Source organism: Enterococcus avium ATCC 14025, assembly GCF_000406965.1.
Classification (GTDB): domain Bacteria; phylum Bacillota; class Bacilli; order Lactobacillales; family Enterococcaceae; genus Enterococcus_A; species Enterococcus_A avium.
Window position 1 is genome coordinate 132,081 of record NZ_KE136368.1, and the last position, 20,554, is coordinate 152,634.

Annotated in this window: 25 protein-coding genes and 1 tRNA gene; 19 read left to right on the forward strand and 7 right to left on the reverse strand. The window is 39.2% G+C overall.

Features of this window, described 5'->3' with window-relative positions; genetic code table 11:
- Positions 1–4 precede the first annotated feature (4 nt).
- Genes OMU_RS21505 through OMU_RS21520 form a run of 4 tightly spaced genes read left to right on the forward strand, consistent with a single transcriptional unit; the run spans position 5 to position 3,120 of the window.
- Entirely contained in the window at positions 5–877 is an 873-nt protein-coding gene (locus OMU_RS21505) for a hypothetical protein (RefSeq protein WP_016181957.1), read from the forward strand.
- 17 nt (positions 878–894) lie between these two features.
- A complete protein-coding gene (locus OMU_RS21510; protein ID WP_016181958.1) occupies positions 895–1,338 on the forward strand; it encodes a PTS sugar transporter subunit IIA in 444 nt (147 codons plus the stop codon).
- A gap of 48 nt (positions 1,339–1,386) precedes the next feature.
- Positions 1,387–2,454 (forward strand): mannonate dehydratase, encoded by a 1,068-nt coding sequence (gene uxuA / locus OMU_RS21515; RefSeq protein ID WP_016181959.1) that lies wholly within the window; start codon positions 1,387–1,389, stop codon positions 2,452–2,454.
- A 27-nt stretch (positions 2,455–2,481) separates the two neighbouring features.
- A complete protein-coding gene (locus tag OMU_RS21520; RefSeq protein WP_016181960.1) occupies positions 2,482–3,120 on the forward strand; it encodes a bifunctional 4-hydroxy-2-oxoglutarate aldolase/2-dehydro-3-deoxy-phosphogluconate aldolase in 639 nt (212 codons plus the stop codon).
- 233 nt (positions 3,121–3,353) lie between these two features.
- On the opposite strand, the gene OMU_RS21525 is transcribed toward OMU_RS21520, so the two are convergent.
- Together OMU_RS21525 and OMU_RS21530 are read right to left on the reverse strand one after the other, a co-directional pair.
- On the reverse strand, positions 3,354–4,016 hold the full coding sequence (locus tag OMU_RS21525; protein WP_016181961.1) for a C39 family peptidase: 663 nt from the start codon (positions 4,014–4,016) through the stop codon (positions 3,354–3,356).
- 67 nt (positions 4,017–4,083) lie between these two features.
- Positions 4,084–6,003 carry an ABC-F family ATP-binding cassette domain-containing protein gene (locus OMU_RS21530; protein ID WP_016181962.1) on the reverse strand — a complete coding sequence of 640 codons (1,920 nt, stop codon included), beginning with the start codon at positions 6,001–6,003 and terminating at the stop codon, positions 4,084–4,086.
- 203 nt (positions 6,004–6,206) lie between these two features.
- Between OMU_RS21530 and OMU_RS21535 the strand changes: the two genes are divergently transcribed.
- Positions 6,207–6,845 (forward strand): redox-sensing transcriptional repressor Rex, encoded by a 639-nt coding sequence (locus OMU_RS21535; RefSeq protein ID WP_016181963.1) that lies wholly within the window; start codon positions 6,207–6,209, stop codon positions 6,843–6,845.
- 92 nt (positions 6,846–6,937) lie between these two features.
- On the opposite strand, the gene OMU_RS21540 is transcribed toward OMU_RS21535, so the two are convergent.
- Both OMU_RS21540 and OMU_RS21545 read right to left on the reverse strand, forming a co-directional pair.
- Positions 6,938–7,282 (reverse strand): thioredoxin family protein, encoded by a 345-nt coding sequence (locus tag OMU_RS21540; RefSeq protein WP_016181964.1) that lies wholly within the window; start codon positions 7,280–7,282, stop codon positions 6,938–6,940.
- Positions 7,283–7,319: 37 nt separating this feature from the next.
- Positions 7,320–7,994, reverse strand: coding sequence for a methyltransferase family protein (locus tag OMU_RS21545; RefSeq protein ID WP_016181965.1), 675 nt, complete (start codon positions 7,992–7,994; stop codon positions 7,320–7,322).
- A 197-nt stretch (positions 7,995–8,191) separates the two neighbouring features.
- Between OMU_RS21545 and OMU_RS21550 the strand changes: the two genes are divergently transcribed.
- The 4 genes from OMU_RS21550 to OMU_RS21565 all read left to right on the forward strand — a co-directional run bounded on the left by OMU_RS21550 (position 8,192) and on the right by OMU_RS21565 (position 10,366).
- Positions 8,192–8,262: transfer RNA gene (locus OMU_RS21550), tRNA-Gly, on the forward strand.
- A gap of 307 nt (positions 8,263–8,569) precedes the next feature.
- Complete coding sequence (locus OMU_RS21555) at positions 8,570–8,995, forward strand: universal stress protein (RefSeq protein WP_016181966.1); 426 nt, start codon at positions 8,570–8,572, stop codon at positions 8,993–8,995.
- Between the two features lie 89 nt (positions 8,996–9,084).
- Positions 9,085–9,393 carry a hypothetical protein gene (locus OMU_RS21560; RefSeq protein ID WP_016181967.1) on the forward strand — a complete coding sequence of 103 codons (309 nt, stop codon included), beginning with the start codon at positions 9,085–9,087 and terminating at the stop codon, positions 9,391–9,393.
- 625 nt (positions 9,394–10,018) lie between these two features.
- Positions 10,019–10,366 (forward strand): DUF1648 domain-containing protein, encoded by a 348-nt coding sequence (locus OMU_RS21565; RefSeq protein WP_016181968.1) that lies wholly within the window; start codon positions 10,019–10,021, stop codon positions 10,364–10,366.
- Positions 10,367–10,386: 20 nt separating this feature from the next.
- Here the strand turns inward: OMU_RS21565 and OMU_RS21570 are convergent, their stop codons facing one another.
- On the reverse strand, positions 10,387–11,076 hold the full coding sequence (locus OMU_RS21570) for a CPBP family intramembrane glutamic endopeptidase (RefSeq protein WP_016181969.1): 690 nt from the start codon (positions 11,074–11,076) through the stop codon (positions 10,387–10,389).
- Between the two features lie 117 nt (positions 11,077–11,193).
- On the opposite strand from OMU_RS21570, the gene OMU_RS21575 reads away from it, so the two are divergent.
- The 5 genes from OMU_RS21575 (at position 11,194) to OMU_RS21595 (ending at position 14,244) form a co-directional block, all read left to right on the forward strand.
- Entirely contained in the window at positions 11,194–11,424 is a 231-nt protein-coding gene (locus OMU_RS21575) for a hypothetical protein (RefSeq protein WP_016181970.1), read from the forward strand.
- Positions 11,411–12,355 (forward strand): SPFH domain-containing protein, encoded by a 945-nt coding sequence (locus OMU_RS21580; RefSeq protein ID WP_016181971.1) that lies wholly within the window; start codon positions 11,411–11,413, stop codon positions 12,353–12,355. Before OMU_RS21575 ends, OMU_RS21580 begins: the two co-directional genes overlap by 14 nt.
- A gap of 46 nt (positions 12,356–12,401) precedes the next feature.
- Positions 12,402–13,109: a DNA/RNA non-specific endonuclease gene (locus OMU_RS21585; protein WP_034876696.1), complete on the forward strand. Its 708-nt coding sequence runs from the start codon at positions 12,402–12,404 to the stop codon at positions 13,107–13,109.
- Positions 13,110–13,236: 127 nt separating this feature from the next.
- Positions 13,237–13,698: a DUF3788 domain-containing protein gene (locus OMU_RS21590; RefSeq protein WP_016181973.1), complete on the forward strand. Its 462-nt coding sequence runs from the start codon at positions 13,237–13,239 to the stop codon at positions 13,696–13,698.
- Between the two features lie 84 nt (positions 13,699–13,782).
- Positions 13,783–14,244 carry a lactate utilization protein gene (locus tag OMU_RS21595; protein ID WP_016181974.1) on the forward strand — a complete coding sequence of 154 codons (462 nt, stop codon included), beginning with the start codon at positions 13,783–13,785 and terminating at the stop codon, positions 14,242–14,244.
- Between the two features lie 256 nt (positions 14,245–14,500).
- Here the strand turns inward: OMU_RS21595 and clpP are convergent, their stop codons facing one another.
- Positions 14,501–15,094, reverse strand: coding sequence for an ATP-dependent Clp endopeptidase proteolytic subunit ClpP (gene clpP / locus OMU_RS21600; protein ID WP_016181975.1), 594 nt, complete (start codon positions 15,092–15,094; stop codon positions 14,501–14,503).
- A gap of 308 nt (positions 15,095–15,402) precedes the next feature.
- On the opposite strand from clpP, the gene OMU_RS21605 reads away from it, so the two are divergent.
- The 5 genes from OMU_RS21605 to OMU_RS21625 all read left to right on the forward strand — a co-directional run bounded on the left by OMU_RS21605 (position 15,403) and on the right by OMU_RS21625 (position 20,239).
- Positions 15,403–15,918, forward strand: coding sequence for a hypothetical protein (locus OMU_RS21605; protein ID WP_016181976.1), 516 nt, complete (start codon positions 15,403–15,405; stop codon positions 15,916–15,918).
- A 79-nt stretch (positions 15,919–15,997) separates the two neighbouring features.
- Positions 15,998–16,732 (forward strand): glycerophosphodiester phosphodiesterase, encoded by a 735-nt coding sequence (locus OMU_RS21610; protein ID WP_016181977.1) that lies wholly within the window; start codon positions 15,998–16,000, stop codon positions 16,730–16,732.
- On the forward strand, positions 16,729–17,667 hold the full coding sequence (gene miaA / locus OMU_RS21615; RefSeq protein ID WP_016181978.1) for a tRNA (adenosine(37)-N6)-dimethylallyltransferase MiaA: 939 nt from the start codon (positions 16,729–16,731) through the stop codon (positions 17,665–17,667). Before OMU_RS21610 ends, miaA begins: the two co-directional genes overlap by 4 nt.
- A gap of 87 nt (positions 17,668–17,754) precedes the next feature.
- The gene (gene hflX, locus OMU_RS21620; protein ID WP_016181979.1) at positions 17,755–18,999 is read left to right on the forward strand and encodes a GTPase HflX; all 1,245 of its coding nucleotides are present in this window, start codon (positions 17,755–17,757) and stop codon (positions 18,997–18,999) included.
- Positions 18,983–20,239 (forward strand): methionine gamma-lyase family protein, encoded by a 1,257-nt coding sequence (locus OMU_RS21625; protein WP_016181980.1) that lies wholly within the window; start codon positions 18,983–18,985, stop codon positions 20,237–20,239. Before hflX ends, OMU_RS21625 begins: the two co-directional genes overlap by 17 nt.
- A 28-nt stretch (positions 20,240–20,267) precedes the next feature.
- Here OMU_RS21625 and OMU_RS23510 read toward each other — a convergent pair whose 3' ends face one another.
- Positions 20,268–20,441: a KOW domain-containing RNA-binding protein gene (locus OMU_RS23510; protein ID WP_016181981.1), complete on the reverse strand. Its 174-nt coding sequence runs from the start codon at positions 20,439–20,441 to the stop codon at positions 20,268–20,270.
- Positions 20,442–20,554 lie beyond the last annotated feature (113 nt).

Genomic DNA, 20,554 nt, shown 5'->3' on the forward strand with positions numbered 1-20,554 from the left:
TCAGATGGAGCAATCAGAGGTATTCAAAGATTGGCTATTTCGTTACCAATATGTTTATCGGCTGCGTCGAACAGAAAAAAGTAAGAAACGATTTCTGGCAGCCTTGGTGACGGATATCGCAAAAATACGTGAAGACGTTCGTGTCATTGAATATGATCAGCAAAAGAAATATGCTTCGCGAAATGTCTATGTGGGCAATATCAAGCAGGCAGATCGTGTGATTTGCACCTTCTATGATACTCCTCCTGAAAGTATCGGTTCCTATCAGCTGTTTGATAGGAAGGATCAGGCGAAAAAGACAACGATGTTTATTTTGACTAGCACGCTTATTGCGATTCTTCTAGGAGTTATAGGAACGATCATTTATATGCGGTTATCACCAAACTCGTTTCAATTCAATTCGGTCAGTACCCTTGTGATTATGGTGATTTATGCAGGCTATTTCGCTTTGCTGGGAAAAATTACCAAGGGCTTATCGAACCGGAAAACGTTAGTCCGTAATACGTCGTCATTATTAGCGATGCTGAAAATGATCGCAGAAAACAAACAAAAGAACGTTGCGTATGCTTTTTTAGACGAAGGCAGCTATGGCGATAAGGGTCTAGAGGAACTGCAAAGACAGGTCAATGGGCACTGCGAAATTTTTTACCTAGACAGCGTTGGTGCTTCGGCTCCGTTGCATTTGGTAGGCAAGTCGCCGCATAACGGAAAAATTGATGACTACGTCGACTATCAAGAATCAGATCAAAAAGTAAGTTATCTTTTTAGTGCTAGAAAAGATCAAACGAACGCAGCCTATTACTTAAATCAGGCCGATCTAAAAGAGAAACATTTAAACATGGAAAATATTGTCGCTGTAACGAATTTGTTTCAGTGAGAGAAATGGAGGGGCTTATGTTAGGAATTGTCATTGCCACACATGGAAAACTAAGTGATGGCTTGAAAGACGCCGCGGAAGTGATCGTGGGAACAACGAATAATATCGCCACAGTCAATCTAAACCCCGGAGATGATGTTCAAGAATTAGGAACAACGATTGAATCAGCTATCAAAGAGGTTAATCAGGCTACTGGCGTTATCGTATTAACAGACCTAGTAAGTGCTAGTCCGTACAATCAATCGGTTTTAATTACGAATGGGTTGGAGCCGGAGCTGCAGGAAAAGGTATATGTAGTCGGCGGTGTTAATTTGCCCATGCTGCTGGAAGCGATCAATCATCAAATTCTAAGTACACCAGTTGAAGAAGCCGTGCCAGCGATATTAACGCAAGGAACAGATAGCTTAGCTGTTTGGCATACATCAGATATTGAAGAGGACGATGAAGAGGACGGGTTTTAGTTTGTGAAGTCAAAGTACAAATAGAAGCAGGATAGGAGACTAAGATTAATGAAGTGGGGCTTTAGATGGTATGGAGAAAAAGGCGACTCCATTCCTTTAAATCATGTAAGACAAATTCCCGGTATCAATGGAGTAGTCGGTACATTACTGAATAAAATGCCAGGTGATGTTTGGGAAGTTTCCGAGATACGCGCTTTAAAAGAATCAATTGAAAAAGAAGAGTTAGAATTATTAGGAATTGAAAGTGTTGCGATCCATGATGCGATCAAAGCAGGAACCGCTGAACGCGATCATTACATCGATAACTATATTCAAACAATTAGAAATCTTTCTGAATGTGGCGTTCATTTGATTTGCTACAGCTTCAAACCGATTTTTGGCTGGGCAAAAACAACATTGAATTACGAGAATGAAGATGGTAGCTTAGCATTATTGTACGATCAAGCAGTGGTAGATAATATGGAACCAGGAGATATGTACAAATTAATCAGCAGTCAGTCCAAAGGCTTTCAGCTATCTGGTTGGGAAGAAGAACGCCTGAACAAGTTCAATTCTCTAGTTGAAATGTACGAAGGTGTGACAGAAGAAATTTTATTTGATAACTTGAAATATTTCTTGGAGAGAATTATCCCAGTTTGTGAAGAGGCCGATGTTAAAATGGGGATTCATCCGGATGATCCGCCTTGGGAGATTTTTGGCTTCCCTCGGATCACAAAAAATCTGGCTGATTTGCAACGTATTATCAGCATGGTTGATTCTCCTTACAATGGTATTACGTTGTGCACCGGAGCGCTTGGTGCTGATCCGAATAATGATATGGTAGAAATCGTTCATGCAATTGGAGATCGGATCAATTTTGTTCACTTCCGCAATGTGGAATTTTTAGGCTATCGCAAGTTTAAAGAAACTGCTCATTTATCAACAGAGGGGTCTCTTGATATGTATGCGATTATGGAAGCTTTAGTCGAAGTTGGTTTTGACGGTGTCATTCGTCCAGATCATGGTCGGACACTTTGGGGTGAAGTAGCAAGACCAGGATATGGCCTATACGATCGAGCGATGGGCATTACCTATATGCAAGGACTGCACGAAGCCATTACCAAACGTAAAGACTAGAAATCCGATAGAAGGTGAGAAAAAATAATGCCTGCAAATATGGAGCATAAGATCTATGAGCAATTAAAGCAAACAAAGCTTTTACCACTATATACAGCAACAGATTTGAGCTACTTGGCTAAAGTAGAAGAGATTCTATTGGAAAATAATGTCCCGTTGATTGAAGTAACTTTCCGAAGTGATCTAGCAGGAGAAGCAATCAAACGCTTAGCCAAATCTGGTAAGCTGATGGTTGGAGCAGGGACTGTCCGAACACTAACGGAGGCTAAGATCGCGATTGAAAACGGCGCACAGTTTGTCGTGTCTCCAGCAGTTGTTCCTGAGGTCATTGAGTATTGTTTGGAGCAAGAGATTCCTGTATTTCCAGGAACTGCAACACCTAGAGACATCCAAACAGCAACTGAATATGGGATCAACGTTGTAAAGTTTTTCCCGGCAGACATTTATGGAGGCTTAAAGGCGATAAATGCCTTGAGTGGACCTTTTTACGATGTGAAATTCCTGCCAACCGGTGGAATTAACGCAGAAAACTTTGTCGAATATTTAGAAAATCCACATGTAATCGGAGTAGGTGGCTCATTCATTCTTTCTGAGAAGGTCATTATGGAAGACAATGGAGAGAAGATGAAGGATATTCTCAAAGCATTGGTCCAACAAATAAATTAGTAGAAAAAGCATTCATGAGGCCGGCTTTTTGCCTCACGAATGCTTTTAGTTTAGATAGAATCATCACAGAAGAACTCTTCATAAATACGACACATTTTTTTCTTATTTTTATTTAAAAAGCTCATAGGTTTTTCAAATATGTAGCGTAAGATGAACTTAACCCTAAAAATAATTCTTTTTCCCCTGTGAAAGCAGGAACCCCCAGAAATAAAGCTGATGCGTGCGCATCAGCTTTATTTTGTGTATGCCCAAGCATTTGCCAGCTGCGACATAAGCTCATCAATCGAGTATTTTTTCATGTAGTGTTCTTTATCGGGACCGTCGTTAGGATCATAAACAATAATCTGATCGCTTTGCAAGTCCTTTTTAATCACCATAATGTGGCCAACATCGGTAAACTCACCGGGATTAACGGAAACTACGATTGGCTGATTTTGATTCAAATGCTCCTGAATTTTTGCCTGATCTTTGCCGAGGTCTTCAACAGTCAATCCATAGTTTTGAGCAAAGGCAGGAAAAATCGACCAGGCGGTTCCTTGCCCTGCTTGGTAATACTGGTTGCCGCTCCATTGTAAAATTTCAGTTGGATAGACGGTTCGGTGCTCCCAATAAGAAAGAATCATTGCTAAAGAAGTAATCGCACAACCGTTAGTGGCTAAATCATTTTGCGCAGAGCCGCTGCCATAGGATTTGTCGGCCCAACGAGAATCAGTTTGTATTAGTAAAGGAAAATTTTGTCCATGCTCCTGTAGGTATTGATTCGCATTAGCGGAAAAATCCTGTTGACTATTAACATTATTATTAAAGTGGAAAACTCGAGAAGAGAGGATTACCAGACTAGAAATCACTAAAAAGCTTCCCAGTAAAATCGAAAAAGGACGAATTTTTCGTCGCATAAAAAACACCTCCACTCTTTTATTAAAACGAAAAAAGGGTGAGGTGTCATCGGTCAAAAGTTGTAAGTTATTCGAATTCTTCCAGCTCTAAGCTAAGTTCTTCCCAACTTGAAAGCTGTTCTTCCTGCTCAGCCTTTTTTGCTTCCAAGTCATTTGTCAATTCTAATAGCTGAACGTGATCATTCAAAATATCCGGCTGACTCATTTGGATCTCAAGTTCGGCGATCTCTTCATCCAAAGTGGAAAGTGTTTCTTCGATTGCTTCAATCTTTCGACGTAAGCTGCGAATCAGCTTTTGTTGTTCCTTATCTTGGTAAAACTTTTTTTTAGGCGCTTCGACAGGTGCTGCTTCTTTTGCCTGTAATTCAGCGATTTCTTCTTCTTCTTTTTTCTTTTCTAAATAGTAATCGTAATCACCAAGATATAACTTGCTGCCCTCAGGAGACAACTCGATCACTTTGTTGGCGATACGATTAATAAAGTAGCGGTCATGGGAAACGAATAGCAGCGTTCCTTGATAATCGATCAAGGCATTTTCCAATACTTCTTTGTTATCAATATCTAGGTGGTTCGTCGGTTCATCGAGAATCAAAAAATTCTCCTTATTCATAGAAAGCTTCGCTAATGCGACACGAGCCTTTTCACCACCGCTAAGCAGCGGGATCGTTTTTTCAACATCTTCGCCACTGAAAAGAAAACCACCTAATACATTGCGAATATCTTTTTCTGGAGTCGTCGGGTGTTCATCCCATAATTCAGCTAAAATCGTCTTATTGCCGTGCAGATCAGCTTGTCCTTGATCGTAATAGCCGACCGTGACATTGGTTCCAAAATGCGGGGTGCCTTTGATGAAGGGGATTTGACCGATCAACGATTTTAATAATGTAGACTTTCCAATCCCGTTTGGTCCGACAAGGGCGATCGCATCTTCACGACGAATATCCAGATCAATGGGTTCAGAAAGTGTTTCCTCATAGCCGATAGCAGCTTCTTCGACTTGTAAGACGACGTTTCCTGAAACCTTATCGATATCAAACATGAATTTCGCAGATTTTTCCTTGCCGTCTGGTCGATCTAGTCGATCCATTTTTTCTAATGTTTTTCGACGGCTTTGTGCACGTTTGGTAGTGGAGGCACGAACCAAATTACGTGCAACGAAATCTTCTAATTTTTCGATTTCAACCTGCTGTTTTTCATAAGCCTTCCAGTCGCTAGCAAGCTGGGCGGCTTTTAAATCAAGATAACGGGAATAATTTCCAGTGTAATGACGGATTTTATGACGAGAAATTTCATAAATCTCATTGACGACGCGATCTAAGAAATAGCGGTCATGGGAAACAATCAAGAGCGCACCAGAGTAGCCTTGAAGGTAATCCTCCAACCAAGCCAATGTCTCAATATCTAAATGATTCGTCGGTTCATCCAAAATCAAAATATCAGGTTTGACTAATAGCATTCGTGCCAAGGCAAGACGGGTTTTCTGACCACCGGATAATGTACTGATTTCTTTATCATAAAAGCTCTCATCGAATTTAAATCCATGTAAAACACTGCGAATCTCATTTTCATAGCCATAGCCATTCTGTTCATTAAAGTCATGCTGCAGCTGATCGTATTCCTTCAGAAGAGAAGTGTAACGACTATCGCTTTCAGGTGTTTCGCCAATCGCCACTTCAACATCTCGCATCCGAGCTTCCATCTGGCGAACCGTGTCAAAAGCCTTCAACATTTCATTCCAAATGGTCTCAGTTGAATCTAAGCCAGTATCTTGCGCGAGGTAGCCCAGTGTGGCTTGTTTGTTCTTTATCACTTGTCCCACATCTGGCGCTTCGATATTGGCGATTATTTTTAATAATGTCGATTTGCCCGCACCATTTCGTCCAACTAAACCGATTCTTGCTTTACTAGCAACTTCAAGATGAATATTTTCAAATAAAGTGTCGGCACCAAAATAGCGAGCAATTTGATTTGCTTGTAATAAAATCATTGGATAATCTTCCTTAAATTTATTTTTCCGAATGGATTTAGTCTACCATATTTTTGAAGTCGTTGCGATTGGAAGCGACCATTTCAATAAATCGTGATTTTTTCACAAAATTTCGAGCAAGTGCGTTGCAATTTCACAGAGATTCTTGCTATTATAGTTCAGTAGTCAACATTTACGAAATTTTTTTATAAAGGAGAGTTATTGTGAAAGAACATTCAATTCCAAAAGCGACTGTTAAACGATTGCCGTTGTATTATCGGTATTTGCGTATTTTAAATAATGCTGGAAAAACCAAAGTATCATCTACAGAACTAAGTGAGGCGATCCAGGTCGATAGTGCAACGATTCGCCGTGACTTTTCTTATTTCGGAGAACTTGGCAAACGTGGATATGGATACGACGTTGAAGACTTGATGCATTTCTTCGGGAAAATCTTGAATGATGACCAACTGACCAACGTAGCATTGGTTGGGGTCGGTAATTTAGGAAGCGCCTTGTTGAAATTCAAATTCCATCAAAGCAATAGTATCCGTGTCAGCTGTGCCTTTGATGTCAAAGAAGACATTGTAGGCCGTATCGTGGATGGAATCCCCGTTTATCCATTAGACAATATGGTGGAGCAAATCAAATTACAGCAAATCGAGATCGCAATCTTGACTTTGCCGGCACAACAAGCGCAACAAGTGGTTGATCAATTGGCTGATGCAGGAATCAAGGGAATCTTGAACTTTACTGCTGCTCGTCTAACTGCGCCGGATGATGTCATCATTCAAAGCGTAGACTTGACCAACGAATTACAAACCTTAATCTATTTCTTGCATCATAATAATGACAGCAAGTAAAAAAGACTGAGCGCGAGCTCAGTCTCCGACTATAGATACAGTCCGATTTGTGGATGATATCTATAGTCTTTTTTGCGTTTATAAAAAAATGTTTATAGCTCGTCGAACAGCGCTTGATAATCGATTTGTTCTTCCTCTTTGGGCAACTGCTGCAATAGATTTTCCAATGTATGAAAATCAATAAAACGAGCTTGCCGCCCAACTTCTTTGCCCTCGTGATAGACTAAGACCGCTGGGACTGTCAAAACTTCAAAGAAGCCCGCTAACTCAGGCTCGTGCATAATATCCAAATGATAGAATGGAACATCATAGCTTTCGGCAAGGTTCCTTACTTTTGGTTCATCCACATGACAAATACTGCACGTTTCTGAAGAAATAAATACGATATTATTGGTGTTGTTCGTGATGGCTTGTTTGACGTTCTTCAATGACTCCAATGAAATTCCCCCCATTCCGTTATTAAAAAAAATCTATTTACCAAATATATGGAATCAATCGATATTTGGTCTTTTTTGTGTACTCCGAGTAGCCAGGTAGTTCATTGATCAGTAAAGCTTCTTCGTTTCTAATCCGTAAAACTAAACCTACTGGGAACAGCAGCATAGGAAATACAGCAACTACTGAACCTAAAACAATAGGCATCGATAAAAATAAAAGTAAGGAGGCAGTGTACATAGGATGGCGAATTACTGCATACAACCCTGTATCTATAACTGCTTGATTTGCCTCAACTTTAACAACACGTGCAGCGTAGGAATTTTGGATCATCACCAGTGCATACATAGCATAGCCTGAAATCATAATGAAAAGACCAATCAATGAAACATTTACTGAAAGCTGTGTCCATTCAAAACGTCGATCCAACCCAGCAAGGCTGAAGGAAAGAATAAACGAAAGTCCTATGAATCCCACATATCTTTTTTGAGAATTTTCTACTTCTTTTCCATTGAGTCGTTTTTCCAACAAAGTTGGGTTTTTTCTATAAAGAAAACCGCCCATTGAAATCATCAAAATCGCTAAAGTCAGAAGAAAAATCCATGCATTCCAATAATAATAGGTTCCTGCAGTGCCGAATAATAGCAATCCTAAGAGTATAAAACCACAAAACATTTTTATACTTCCACGCAAAAGTAGCTTTCCCTTCTTCATCGGTCATTCCCCACGATCTGAATTAGATTTCTTACTTTGATTATCTAATGCGTAAATTTGAGTGTCAACCATGTAACAGAAGATATAGAACAAGCAGTTAGCGTAAGGATAGTCAGTATTGGTCAAAATGTCAATTTTATTGTCTGGAAGAAATAGTTGTTTGATTGAATAAAAAGCGTTATACTCTCTTATGTACTGCGGGTGTAGTTTAGTGGTAAAACAGAAGCTTCCCAAGCTTCCGTCGCGAGTTCGATTCTCGTCACCCGCTTAGTCTTACAAAGCTTGATTTACCGCCGTTTGTAGAGGATGGCGGTATTTTTTTGTCCTCTGTCAGCTTCATGCGAATCTAGTGTTAGCCAATAAATCGATCGCGTTCTTTCTTCTCTTTATAAATAACTGTATAGATATCGAGAGTTTTATCATTAGTCGAAGGGCTGAGAAGATTGTTTTTAAGAGTCCACAGCTTCACTATTAAGTATGATTGTATGTGTGTCATACAGAGCTAAGGTCTTTTTTGTATATCATTTCCCCAAACAAGTAATTTCCTTTATACTCAATTAAAGGAGGCGTTTTCAATGGAAGACAATTATGGAAAAATTTTAGTTGCTATTGATGACTCTGAACAATCGTATAAGGCCCTAAAGGAAGCACTCGCAATCGCTCGACGAAACGACTCTCAGCTGTATATTTTAACGGTTACTGATATGTCTATTGCAATAGCTGATGCACGTATTGTTCAGTATATGCGGGAATTAGCAGATGAACAATCAAAGAAAGTTACTGAGAAGATAGAACAGCATTTACCATCAGACATTAATTACACGATCCGTAAAGTAGAAGGAACGCCAAAAGTTTCAATTGTGCAATTTGCGAAAGAAACAGGAATTGATTTGATTGCTATGGGAGCGACAGGTAAAGGAGCAATTGAGAGAACTTTAGTGGGTTCTACCACATCTTACGTTGTTAGTCACGCACCCTGCAATGTTTTAGTTGTAAAGTAAGACTGTTTCAGTTTTCATGGGTGGATTTTGCAAGAAATGAAATGTCACGTGATAGATTCCTCAGTTGTAAATAAAAGGGGGCATTTACAGTGGTCTCACCAAAAAAAGTTACCAGTCCCAAAGAAAAACTTGAACTATTACATGTTATAGAAGATGGTACCAAAACGGGTAAAGGTTACTCCATAGCAAAGTTAAGATGGAAAAACACAGAAGCATATGGCATACGGTATGATGGTGATAACGAAGAAGATAAAGGCTTTCCTACTACAGGAAGAGGGTATCAAGCTGCATGGTTCATCTTGCCTGAAGCAGTGGCGTATCCTTATTTAAAATCTTTAATTGTGCAAAGAGATATCGATTCTCGAATTGATTCTTTGATAACCGATAATAGTGAATAAACGATACATTTAGCACCTTCTTTATGGTTATGAAGAAGATTGCTGAGGTTGTGATAGTAGAATCCCAACATAGATCGTTCTAGTAGCTGTTGATGTTTCAAGCAGTCCTTCCTTCACGTATTACGTATGGATTGTTCGTAGAAAGAATAATTCCTTAAAAAGCATCCAAAAAAATTATGTGACGTTCTGCTTATTCGCACAAATTATTTGATTTTGTCGAAAATTGATTAGAAGTCCGTCATCTGCATAGACGGATAAGACATCGTAGCTTTTGATTAGCTGCGGTGTTTTTATTTTTGGTATTTATTACTTTTCTTTTAATGTACTCTTGCTATTCAATCTATGGTTGATGTATGCTAAAGGTGTTGCGGGAGGGAACTTCCGTTTAGGGTATTATATCCTGATGAAACCAACGTTTGTGGCTGAGCGTTGGTTTTTTTGTATTACTGTGAAAGCGGATTATGCGAAAAAGAATATTTTGGGTTTCTTTTCGATTTAAAAGAAATAGTTCTTTAATGAAGGAATTTATTTTGTTTAAAAATAGTGTTTTTGGTATTTGAATTTACTAGAGTTCCATTGAACCTAGGCATATACTATGTGCTAATCACGAAGGGAGGGAAGGAAAATGATTTTTGAAAGAGTTTTTCGTTGGGTGATTCGAATCAGTTTTATAATCTCAATAGTGCTTTATTGTTTAGGAATTTTTTTCTATTCCCGATTACCAGCTGAAGTTCCGATCCAATTTGGATTTGACGGAGGCGTGAATAGCTGGGGCAGCAAAATGACTGTCTTTCTTTTTCCTACACTTTTATTAGGTGTCACATTCACTACTCGCAGTAAATATGTTGACGCGAAATATCCAGTCATGACTAGGGAGAATCGTTTACACAAAATAGCATTAATAGGCTGTTTATTGCTGGTTTGGGGAGTAGGAATCTATTTGTTTTTCATTTACGCAGCGTTACTAGAATAAAAAAATCCTCGCGAGGAGGATTACACTTTGATACCAAATAAGCTAAGTATTAATAGTAGAAGCGCCGGTAACATAGCGTTCATCGTATTTAGCATCCAATGAACCATAATGGGGCTCCAAATGTTTTTTGAAAACAGATAAATCAACCCCAAATAAACGCCTAACACCATATAAGGAATCATGGCATAGATATTGCCATTAAAATTATTCCAATGTATGAGACCAAATAAAATTCCTTGAACGAATAGCATAATTAGACGTAATGCCCTATTCGTCACTTTTCCCAGCAATAAGTAGCGGAAGGTAAGCTCTTCTGCAAAAGGAGCGAGGAACGGTGCTACTGTAGCCAGAACGGCCCAGCTTGGACTAAGTATTTGCGCAGAATCGCTGTTTGAAGAAGGAAGTTCAAGTAGTTGGCTAGGAATCAATCCACGAACAACCCGCAGCAATAAAAACGTACCTGCTACCAAGACGATGCTCAATAACAATCTGCGAAAAAGTTTTTGACGGTATAAGTGCCATTCTGCTTTTAAAAAATCACCGAACAGATAAATCATTACTAAAAATCCAGCTAAAAAAAGTAAGGTAGACGCTATCAGTCCAACCTTTGGATTATTTGTTAAGTGAAAGAGCGGAAAAAGATAGTTTCCGATCAATAATTCTAAAGGAATGACGAAAAGACCTAACCATTGTTTTTTACTTCTAAGCATTTTTATCCCCCATTCTTTCCTAAGTTTAAAAAAATAGGTGAGATGTGTAAAGCAATATGAAATAAAGAAAAATATGTTTGTGAAGATTTTGGTATACTAGAGTGAAGGAGGGAGATTGTGTTGGATTATCAAATGCAGAAAACAATGGGGAAATGTTTTCGCAGCAAAGGAAACAGCATTACTGGGCTCATCAGAATTTTTGGTAGTTGGTATGACTACAAGGTGATTAATGGATCGCCCGAGCTTGGTGATATGCTGGAGGTTATCGACTTTACCAGTCGAGAGTTGTTAGTCGTTATCAATAATAAATTAGAAGAAAGTGATGTGAATTATATTGTTAATATTTAATATCATCTTAATTGTACTTGCGATCATTGTTCTCTTATTCATCGTCAGTCAAATGGTCGTGATCGTGCAGCAGGGGGAAGTAAAAGTGGTCGAGAGTTTCGGTAAATATGTAAAAACGCTGGAACCAGGGCTGCATTTTTTGATTCCAATCTTATATGTTGTTCGTCGTCGGGTTTCATTAAAGCAAACACCGATCCAAATCGAACCACAAAGTGTGATCACGCGTGATAACGTAATCGTTGAAATCGATGAAGCAATTAAGTATCACGTGACAGATGCCCGGGCTTTTGTGTATGATAATGAGGATTCTGTCACGTCAATGATCCAAGATTGCCAATCCAACTTACGAGGTATTATCGGTAAGATGGAACTGAATGAAGTATTAAACGGAACGGAAGAAATTAACGTAAATCTTTACGAAAGCGTGAAGGACATTACAGCTGGATATGGTTTATCAATCGACCGAATCAACATCGGTGAGATTTCAGTCTCAAATGAAATCGTCAATTCAATGAATAAATTGATTACAGCCAGCCGCGATAAAGAATCATTGATTACGATTTCCGAAGGGAAAAAACAATCAGTGATCTTAGAATCAGAAGCGAAATCATCTGAAATGCAGATTGATGCGGAAGCGCGTGCGAGACAAACAAAGATCGATGCAGATGCTCGAGCAGAACGTACAAGAATCGATGCTGCAGCAGAAGCAGACCGGATCGCCAAGCTGACTGAAGCAGAAACAGCTCGAATCAGAGAAATCAATAAGGCAATTGCTGAAAGCAACTTAACAGATGAAATGATCGCCTACCTTGGGATTGAAGCCTTCAAACACGTAGTGGAAAATAATGGCAACACTGTCATTATGCCAAGTAATTTGACTGAGCTTGGCAATGTTCCGGCAATCAAAGAAATTTGGCAGCAAACCAAATAGTAGGATCAGCGTGATGGAAAAAAGATTCTATAGGAGTTGAATAACCATCGCAGCAAAGAGACAAGCACCCAAAATAGTTTCGGCAGTTGTTGTACTATTAGCGGGGATTTATGGCGTTTATTCGCAACTAAAGCCAGATAATGAGCAGAGCAACACAATAAAAGAAGTAACAGTCAGTCAGTTATCAGAGGTTCCAGATTATGACGGGCAACATCAAACGATCGAACTGAATCACAATCGTCCCAATTTTACTACAAAAGATCTTTCGTTGGAGCAGGGAGCATGGACTAGATTTTCTGACTTAGATCAGCTGAATCGTGTCGGTACTGCAAATGCAATGCTGGGAAAAGAGATAATGCCCCATCAAGAGCGGGAGCGTTTATACGTAAAACCGACTGGCTGGAGACAAAAATTTTATAATGATGAGCCTTTGTATAATCGGGCGCATTTAATTGCTTATCAGTTTTCTGGAGAGAATAATAATCTAAAAAATTTAATGACTGGAACGGCTTCACTGAACGATCCTGGCATGAATGATCATGAAAAAGAAATTGGCAACTATATTCGAAAAACCAATCATCACGTACGTTATCGTGTGACGCCCTTCTTTAAGGGGGAGGAATTAGTCGCTCGGGGTGTGCAAATGGAAGCACAAAGCATTGAAGACGACCAGATTTCATTCAATCTCTTTATCTACAATGTTCAAGATGGCATTAAAATTGATTATCAAAATGGATACTCGCAAAAGGAATAAGAAAGAAAGCTATCCGTGTTGGATGGCTTCTTTTTTGAAAAAAGAGCACTGTGTGACAAGCGTAAGATTCTGAAATTGGGTAAAATCTATAGTAACTATCAATAAATGGAAGAAAGCGGGTGTTACCATGCAATGGCACGAGGTATTTCATGGCGATCAGGAACCGACAGAACAACAAATTAAAGATTTTATTGCGACTCCTCTTTGGCAGGACTTGTCAGATCATTTAACGCAGACTTACCGGATAAAACCAAAAAAAACCTATAGCAGATGCTCAATGGGAGATGGATATTGGATGGGCTGGAATATAAAATTTCAAAAGAGCGGAAAATCATTGTGTACAGTCTACCCAAAACAAGGTTTTTTTGTAGCTATGATTTCCTTTAGTGCTAAGGAGTTAGATGACGCAGATGTGTTGATCCAAATGTGTGAGGACTACACGAAGGAGAAATACCAAGAGGCTAAAGCTAGTAAGCTTGGCAAATCAATTTCTTTTGAGGTAACGAATGAAAGAATTTTAGCGGATATCAAAGAATTAGCTGCTTTCCGCGCACCATCAACGAAAAAAATACGATCATCAATTGCCTAAGAATTTTCTTGGGCTTTTTGTTTGCGATTGCGCTAACCTTCAAAATCCGAGAAAATGAAAAGAAGAAATTCGAGGAGGAGACTAATGGAAGAGTACCAGAAAGAACGATACACAGTCGCAGCGATGACGCTTAGCAAAAAACTAATACGAAGAAACTTTCATCCTATTATTTGTGAAAATCTAGAAGAAGCTAGAGCCCAGGCTTTGGAATTGATTGATCCAAAAAAGTCAGTCGGTTTTGGGGGTTCAATCACAGTTGAACAATCTGGAATTATTGAAGCACTGTACAGTCGAAATCAAAAAATGATTGATCGTGAAAAAACAACTACGTTAGAAGAACGACAGCAAGTGATGAAACAAGCATTAACGGCCGATTATTTCTTAACGAGTATCAATGGAATAACGGAAGAGGGCGAGTTAGTGAATGTTGACAGTGTGGGAAACCGAGTTGCGGCAATTACTTATGGACCTAATAAAGTCCCCGCTTTTGTTAGTATTAAAAAAAATGTATGGAGATTTAGCGACAACACTCGAAATAGTACGTAAAAATACTGCACCATTAAATGCGCACCGTTTAGGATTGAAAAAGACACCTTGTATCCAAAAGGGAATATGTGGAGACTGTTTACAAATGGAATGCATTTGCAATACGATCGCAATTACGCGACGTTCAATGATGAAGGATCGGATTTTTATCTATTTAATTATTGATGATGTGGGTTTGTAGCTGATTGGAATGAAAATGAAGAAGCAAACAAAAAAACAACCGGATAATTCATTCTCCGGTTGTTTTCTTAATAGTCTAGCTTAATGAACTACTATTTTCCATTACTTCATCGATTAAGCCATAAGCTTTGGCTTCTTCGGCAGTCATAAAGTTGTCGCGATCTGTGTCACGTTCGATGACTTCGATGGGTTGTCCAGTCCGTTCAGCCAAGATATTATTCAAACGTTCGCGTGTTTTCAAGATATGGCGAGCCGCAATTTCAATTTCAGTAGCTTGACCTTGCGCACCACCTAGAGGTTGGTGAATCATGATTTCAGCATTTGGCAAAGCGAAACGTTTCCCCTTCGCGCCAGCGGTCAATAGGAAGCTTCCCATTGAAGCTGCCATACCAAGTACGATGGTTTGAACGTCAGCTTTAACAAAGTTCATGGTATCAAAAATGGCTAAGCCAGCAGATACGCTACCACCTGGAGAGTTAATGTAAAGATAAATATCCTTTTCAGAATCTTGGGCATCCAAGAAAAGTAATTGGGCGATAATAGTGTTCGCCATATCATCGTTTACCTCACCGCTCAACATGATGATGCGGTCTTTTAATAAACGGGAATAAATGTCGTAAGCACGTTCGCCACGAGATGATTGTTCAATGACTGTAGGCACTAAATTCATAGTGAATCCTCCTTAAAATAGTATTCGTAAATTAGTTTAGCACAAACGAGGTTGGATTGCTAAAACATAAAGAAAGTATACAACGTTGGTCAGTTTTGGTCAAATAGAAGGCTTCGTTTTTTTAAACGGCTCAAACTATCCTAGAAACATGAAAATATGGTACTATTAATAGCGCAGACAAGCGGATATCATTTTCACTTTTCCAAAGTTCGAGAAAGTAACATTTTGGTGGAAAGATATATGGACTGAGAACTGGTTTTATTTGAAAAAATAATTCCACTAATATTATGAAACAGGAGGGAAAAAATGTGGAAATCGCATTTATTGGACTAATCGGCGTATTGATTGGAGCAGGTATTACAGGGATTGCTGTTTTCTTTGTTTTTAAGTATATTGATCTACGCCATAAACGGGAAAGAGAGCTGGAGCATCAAGTCAAAGAAATTGAGACAATTAATCTCTTGAATAAAAAAATCAACGAAATTCTATCTAAACGGAATGTTTTGATGCAAGATTATGTATCATTTAATTCATTTGACGATTGTTACATCACCATAGACGATTTCATTTACTTGAATTCTTTTACCGCACAAAATAATTTTTATTTACCAAATTATTTGATTGAGGAATTCTTTAAAAATATTTCGCATCGAAAAGTTATTTTATCTCCTGAAGAAACGGTCAAAATCGGCGGCTACACTTATAAGGGCGGACGGATCGTTATGGAAACTTTTTCTGAACAATTGATTGAAATTTTAGACGAGAAAAGACAAAAGCTATCTCGTTCAACGAAACAACCCTTAAGTTATTTCAAAGCGCAATAGTGTTTTTCATAAAACATAAAACAAATTTAAATCAGATTATTTTTATAATAATTTGTAACTACGGACGAGGTGATACTAGATGACAGTAATTATCGCTCATCGCGGGAGTGCAGGGACTCATCCAGAGAATACGTTGCCTGCGTTCATGGAGGCAGTACGATCAGGTGCGGATGGGATAGAGCTGGATGTGCATCTAACGGCAGACCAGCAATTAGTAGTTATCCATGATGAGAGCGTTGATCGCACAACAAATGGTAAGGGTTTGATTCGTGAATTAACACTAGAAGAAATCAAGAAATTAGATGCCGGCAGCTGGTTTGATAAAAAATATCAAGCGACTAAAATATCGACACTGCAAGAGGTATTGAATTTACTATTACAAATGCGGTTTCGGGGCTTTTTATGCATTGAGATTAAGACTAATAAATTTCACTATCCAGGAATTGAGGAAAAAATTTCTCAAGTCATGACTAGCAAGGAATGGCCATTTACTTATTGGTATGCCAGCTTCAATTATGATTCTTTACGGATTATGCACGAGTATGAACCAGATGCACAGTATGATTTGATTCAAAAAAATGATTTAGAAAAATACCAAATTGTTTTGGACAGTAATTTTATTGAAGGGCTTCATCCAAGTTCTGATTGGGTAAAACAGCATCCGGAGATTGTCAAAAACTTCAAAAAGTCGATTCGACCTTGGACACCCAACTTATACGAAACGCTGATGATGTGTTTTGAAAACAATTTAGCTGGTGTCATTACTGATTTTCCAGAAAAAGCTATTCGAACGAGAAGCAGGTTCAAGCAATGAAAGTGATCGCAATTGTAGGGCCAACAGCTGTTGGAAAAACGAGTTTAAGTATCGAATTAGCAAAGCAATTCAACGGAGAAATTATCAGTGGTGATTCTATGCAGGTTTATCGCGGATTAGACATTGGCACCGCTAAAGTTACAGCTGAAGAGATGGAGGGAATTCCCCATCATTTGATTGATGTACGTGATGTTGACGAAAGCTATTCTGCGGCGGATTTTCAAAAAGCCGCCAGAAAAGCGATTCAAGAAATTAGCGACCGTGGAAAATTGCCAATTATTGTTGGCGGGACGGGTCTTTATATACAGTCCTTGCTATGGGATTATAAGCTTGGCAATGAAGGTGAGCTTGAGGATGATTCCCTTCGTGCGAAGTATGAAGCTTTTGCCGAAGAAAATGGAAATCTGGCCTTATGGGAAAAGTTACAGCTAACCGATCCATTGGCCGCTGAGAAGATCCACTGCAATAATCGTAAGAAAATGATTCGAGCATTAGAGGTTTTCGAGTTAACCGGACATTCAATTTTAGAACCGAAGGAACAGCCGAAGGAACTTTATGATAGTTTTCTGATCGGTTTAAATACTGACCGGTCGATTTTGTATCAACGGATCAATCAACGCGTGGATCTCATGGTAGAACAGGGGCTGTTAGCAGAAGCCAAGAATTTAGCAAAAAATCCAACTGTTCAAGCTGCGCAGGGGATTGGCTATAAGGAATTTTTTCCTTATTTATCGGGCGGTTCTTCATTGGAAGCGGCGCTGGAAGAAGTAAAGCTACATTCAAGACGTTATGCTAAGCGCCAACTGACTTGGTTTCGCAATCGTATGTCCGTTCGTTGGTATGACTTGATTCAACAGCCGGAAAAAATTGATGAGATCAAAACAGAGATTGCTACTTGGTTGGCAAAAGACAATCCAATTTCTAATGAGAAATAAGCAATAATGGGTTGATTCATAGGAAGCATTCAGAGCAAGACTTTTTCATTTTGAAAAATATCGTATTACTAATTAGGAGGAAACGGTTTGTCAGAAAGAGTCATATTAGTCGGCGTCGAGACAGACGAGAGTAAATATAATTATTTAGAATCAATGCATGAGTTGGCCGGACTAACCAAAACAGCTCATGGTGAAATTGTTTTTTCATTAACTCAAAAGCGTCCTAAAGTAGATCGGCAAACGATTATTGGAAAAGGAAAATTGGAAGAACTGGCGCAACTGGTGGATGCGCATGAGGCTGAATTAGTGATTTTTAATCATTCCTTATCTCCTAGACAGAGTCAAACAATCGAAGCGCAGGTAGGTGTCCCAGTAATTGATCGTATCCAACTGATTTTAGACATCTTCGCTCAGCGGGCTCGTTCAAAGGAAGGAAAGCTGCAAGTTGAGTTGGCTCAGCTAGACTATTTATTACCGCGATTAGTAGGACAGGGGCAAAGCTTATCTCGTCTTGGCGGCGGGATTGGAACGCGTGGACCTGGGGAAACAAAGCTGGAAACAGATCGTCGTCACATTCGTCGTCGTATTACCGCGATAAAAAAAGAGTTAAAAGAAGTCGAAGCTCACCGTGAACGGAGTCGCCAAAAACGTCAACAATCTAGTATTTTCCAGATGGGTTTGATCGGTTATACGAACGCTGGTAAATCGACTATTTTAAACTTGTTGACGAATGCTGACACGTATTCTGAAGATAAGTTGTTTGCGACCTTAGATCCATTAACGAAGCGTTGGCATTTGCCTCAAGGGATGGAGACTACGATCACAGATACGGTTGGCTTTATTCAAGACTTGCCGACACAATTAGTTGATGCTTTTCAATCGACTTTAGAAGAAAGCAAGGGAATGGATCTTCTATTGCATATTGTAGATGCTAGTGCGGAAGATCGTCAGCAGCAGGAAAAGACAGTGATTGATTTATTGAAGGAACTTGAAATGGATGATATTCCCATGCTGACGATATACAACAAAGCCGATCGAATCGATGAATTTTCTTTTGCGCCGACTTTATTCCCAAGCGTGTTGATTTCTGCGAAGACCAACAAAGGCAAGGAACTATTAGCTGAGGCGATCAAACGTGAAATTATGAATCTACTGGAACCCTATATACTGACTTTGAATGCAGATGAGGGGCAGGCTTTGAGCGAAATGAAACGAGAGACTCTTGTTCTAAGTGAAAACTTTGATGAAGAAAATGAGCAGTATATCATTCGAGGATTTGCGAAGAAAAAATCTCTTTGGATTAGGAGAATGGAAGATGAACTGGACGACTAAGCTAGCACCAGAGCTGGTTGAGAAAATTGATCAAATCGATCAAAAAATTGCAAAACGGCTACAAGAAGTACGAGAAATTGCTTTGTCGAATCAGGCAAAAGTATTAACGGCTTTTCGTGAGAATCATGTGTCGGAAAGTCATTTTCTGCCCTCAACTGGTTATGGAAATGATGATCTAGGACGAGATGTTTTGGAGTCTGTTTATGCGCAGACATTCGGTGCTGAAGCTGCCTTAGTTCGTCCTCAAATTGTTTCGGGAACCCACGCAATTGCAACCTCGCTATTTGGTGTGCTGCGTCCTGGTGATGATTTATTGTATATCACGGGGACTCCTTATGACACGTTATTAGAGGTTATTGGCATTCAAGGCAATGGCATCGGATCATTTAAGGAATACAATATTGGTTACGAAAAGGTAGATCTTTTAGAAGATGGAAATGTCAATTTTGCCAGTGTAAAGGAAAAGATTACCGACAAAACGAAAGTGGTGGCGATTCAACGCTCACGCGGGTATGCTTCACGTCCATCCTTTACCATTGAAAAAATCAAAGAGATGTGTGATTTTGTCAAAAGTATTGCGCCAAATATCGTAATTTTTGTAGATAATTGCTACGGTGAATTTGCGGAGCTATTGGAACCTACCCAAGTTGGTGCGGATCTTATGGCGGGTTCTTTGATTAAAAATCCTGGTGGTGGAATTGCTAAAACTGGTGGCTATATTGCTGGGAAACAAGCGCTAATTGAGCGATGTGCTTATCGTTTAACCACTCCTGGCGTAGGTGCCGAAGGAGGGGCTATGTTGGGCAGCGTCTTTGATATGCTGCAGGGCTTTTTTTTAGCACCGCATGTCGTGAGTCAAGCGATTCAAGGGGCGATTTTCTCTTCGGCGTTGTTAGCTGAATATCAGTTGGAATCGACACCCAAATGGGATCAACCACGAACGGATTTGATCCAGTTAATTGATTTTCGTGATCGTGAAAAGATGATTCAATTCTGCCAAGCAATCCAAAAATATTCGCCAATTGATGCGTATGTTGCCCCGATACCTTCTTATATGGCAGGCTATGAGGATGACATTATCATGGCTGCAGGAACGTTTATTCAAGGAGCAAGCATTGAGTTAAGTGCAGACGGACCATTAAGAGAACCTTATTCACTCTACTTACAGGGTGGTTTAACTTTCGAACATGTTAAAGTCGCAGTGACCAATGCTGTAAATGAAGTTTATCATGAATCATAAAACCGAAGTCCTAGCGATTTCGGTTTTTTTATATGGAAGTCAATTCCAATGCTTTCTCCACAAAAAATAATTTTTGATCATGGTTAAAATAAACTAAATAGGTATGGTTCTCCATAAAGTAATCATAGATGAGACCGATATAGCCAGCCATTGGATATCCTTTTTTAATTTTGACGCACGTACCGATGTCAAATTTTTGCACTTTTCTCCCAGTCTCCTTTTTTTGATCAGTATATCAAAAAAAACTGTTCTTTAAAAAGGTTGATATACTGCACTTTTTCCGCAAAAAGCGAACATTACTAAATTCTATGTAAG

Coding starts and splice junctions, on each gene's coding strand:
- OMU_RS21530 (WP_016181962.1), bottom strand. CDS start 6,003: ATGATTTTATTACAAGCAAATCAAATTGCTCGCTATTTTGGTGCCGAC.
- miaA (WP_016181978.1), top strand. CDS start 16,729: ATGAAAGTGATCGCAATTGTAGGGCCAACAGCTGTTGGAAAAACGAGT.
- OMU_RS21545 (WP_016181965.1), bottom strand. CDS start 7,994: ATGAAGAAGGGAAAGCTACTTTTGCGTGGAAGTATAAAAATGTTTTGT.
- uxuA (WP_016181959.1), top strand. CDS start 1,387: ATGAAGTGGGGCTTTAGATGGTATGGAGAAAAAGGCGACTCCATTCCT.
- clpP (WP_016181975.1), bottom strand. CDS start 15,094: ATGAATTTAGTGCCTACAGTCATTGAACAATCATCTCGTGGCGAACGT.
- OMU_RS21565 (WP_016181968.1), top strand. CDS start 10,019: ATGATTTTTGAAAGAGTTTTTCGTTGGGTGATTCGAATCAGTTTTATA.
- OMU_RS21525 (WP_016181961.1), bottom strand. CDS start 4,016: ATGCGACGAAAAATTCGTCCTTTTTCGATTTTACTGGGAAGCTTTTTA.
- OMU_RS21570 (WP_016181969.1), bottom strand. CDS start 11,076: ATGCTTAGAAGTAAAAAACAATGGTTAGGTCTTTTCGTCATTCCTTTA.
- OMU_RS21610 (WP_016181977.1), top strand. CDS start 15,998: ATGACAGTAATTATCGCTCATCGCGGGAGTGCAGGGACTCATCCAGAG.
- OMU_RS21625 (WP_016181980.1), top strand. CDS start 18,983: ATGAACTGGACGACTAAGCTAGCACCAGAGCTGGTTGAGAAAATTGAT.
- OMU_RS21595 (WP_016181974.1), top strand. CDS start 13,783: ATGGAAGAGTACCAGAAAGAACGATACACAGTCGCAGCGATGACGCTT.
- OMU_RS21510 (WP_016181958.1), top strand. CDS start 895: ATGTTAGGAATTGTCATTGCCACACATGGAAAACTAAGTGATGGCTTG.
- OMU_RS21555 (WP_016181966.1), top strand. CDS start 8,570: ATGGAAGACAATTATGGAAAAATTTTAGTTGCTATTGATGACTCTGAA.
- OMU_RS21520 (WP_016181960.1), top strand. CDS start 2,482: ATGCCTGCAAATATGGAGCATAAGATCTATGAGCAATTAAAGCAAACA.
- OMU_RS21505 (WP_016181957.1), top strand. CDS start 5: ATGGAGCAATCAGAGGTATTCAAAGATTGGCTATTTCGTTACCAATAT.
- OMU_RS21590 (WP_016181973.1), top strand. CDS start 13,237: ATGCAATGGCACGAGGTATTTCATGGCGATCAGGAACCGACAGAACAA.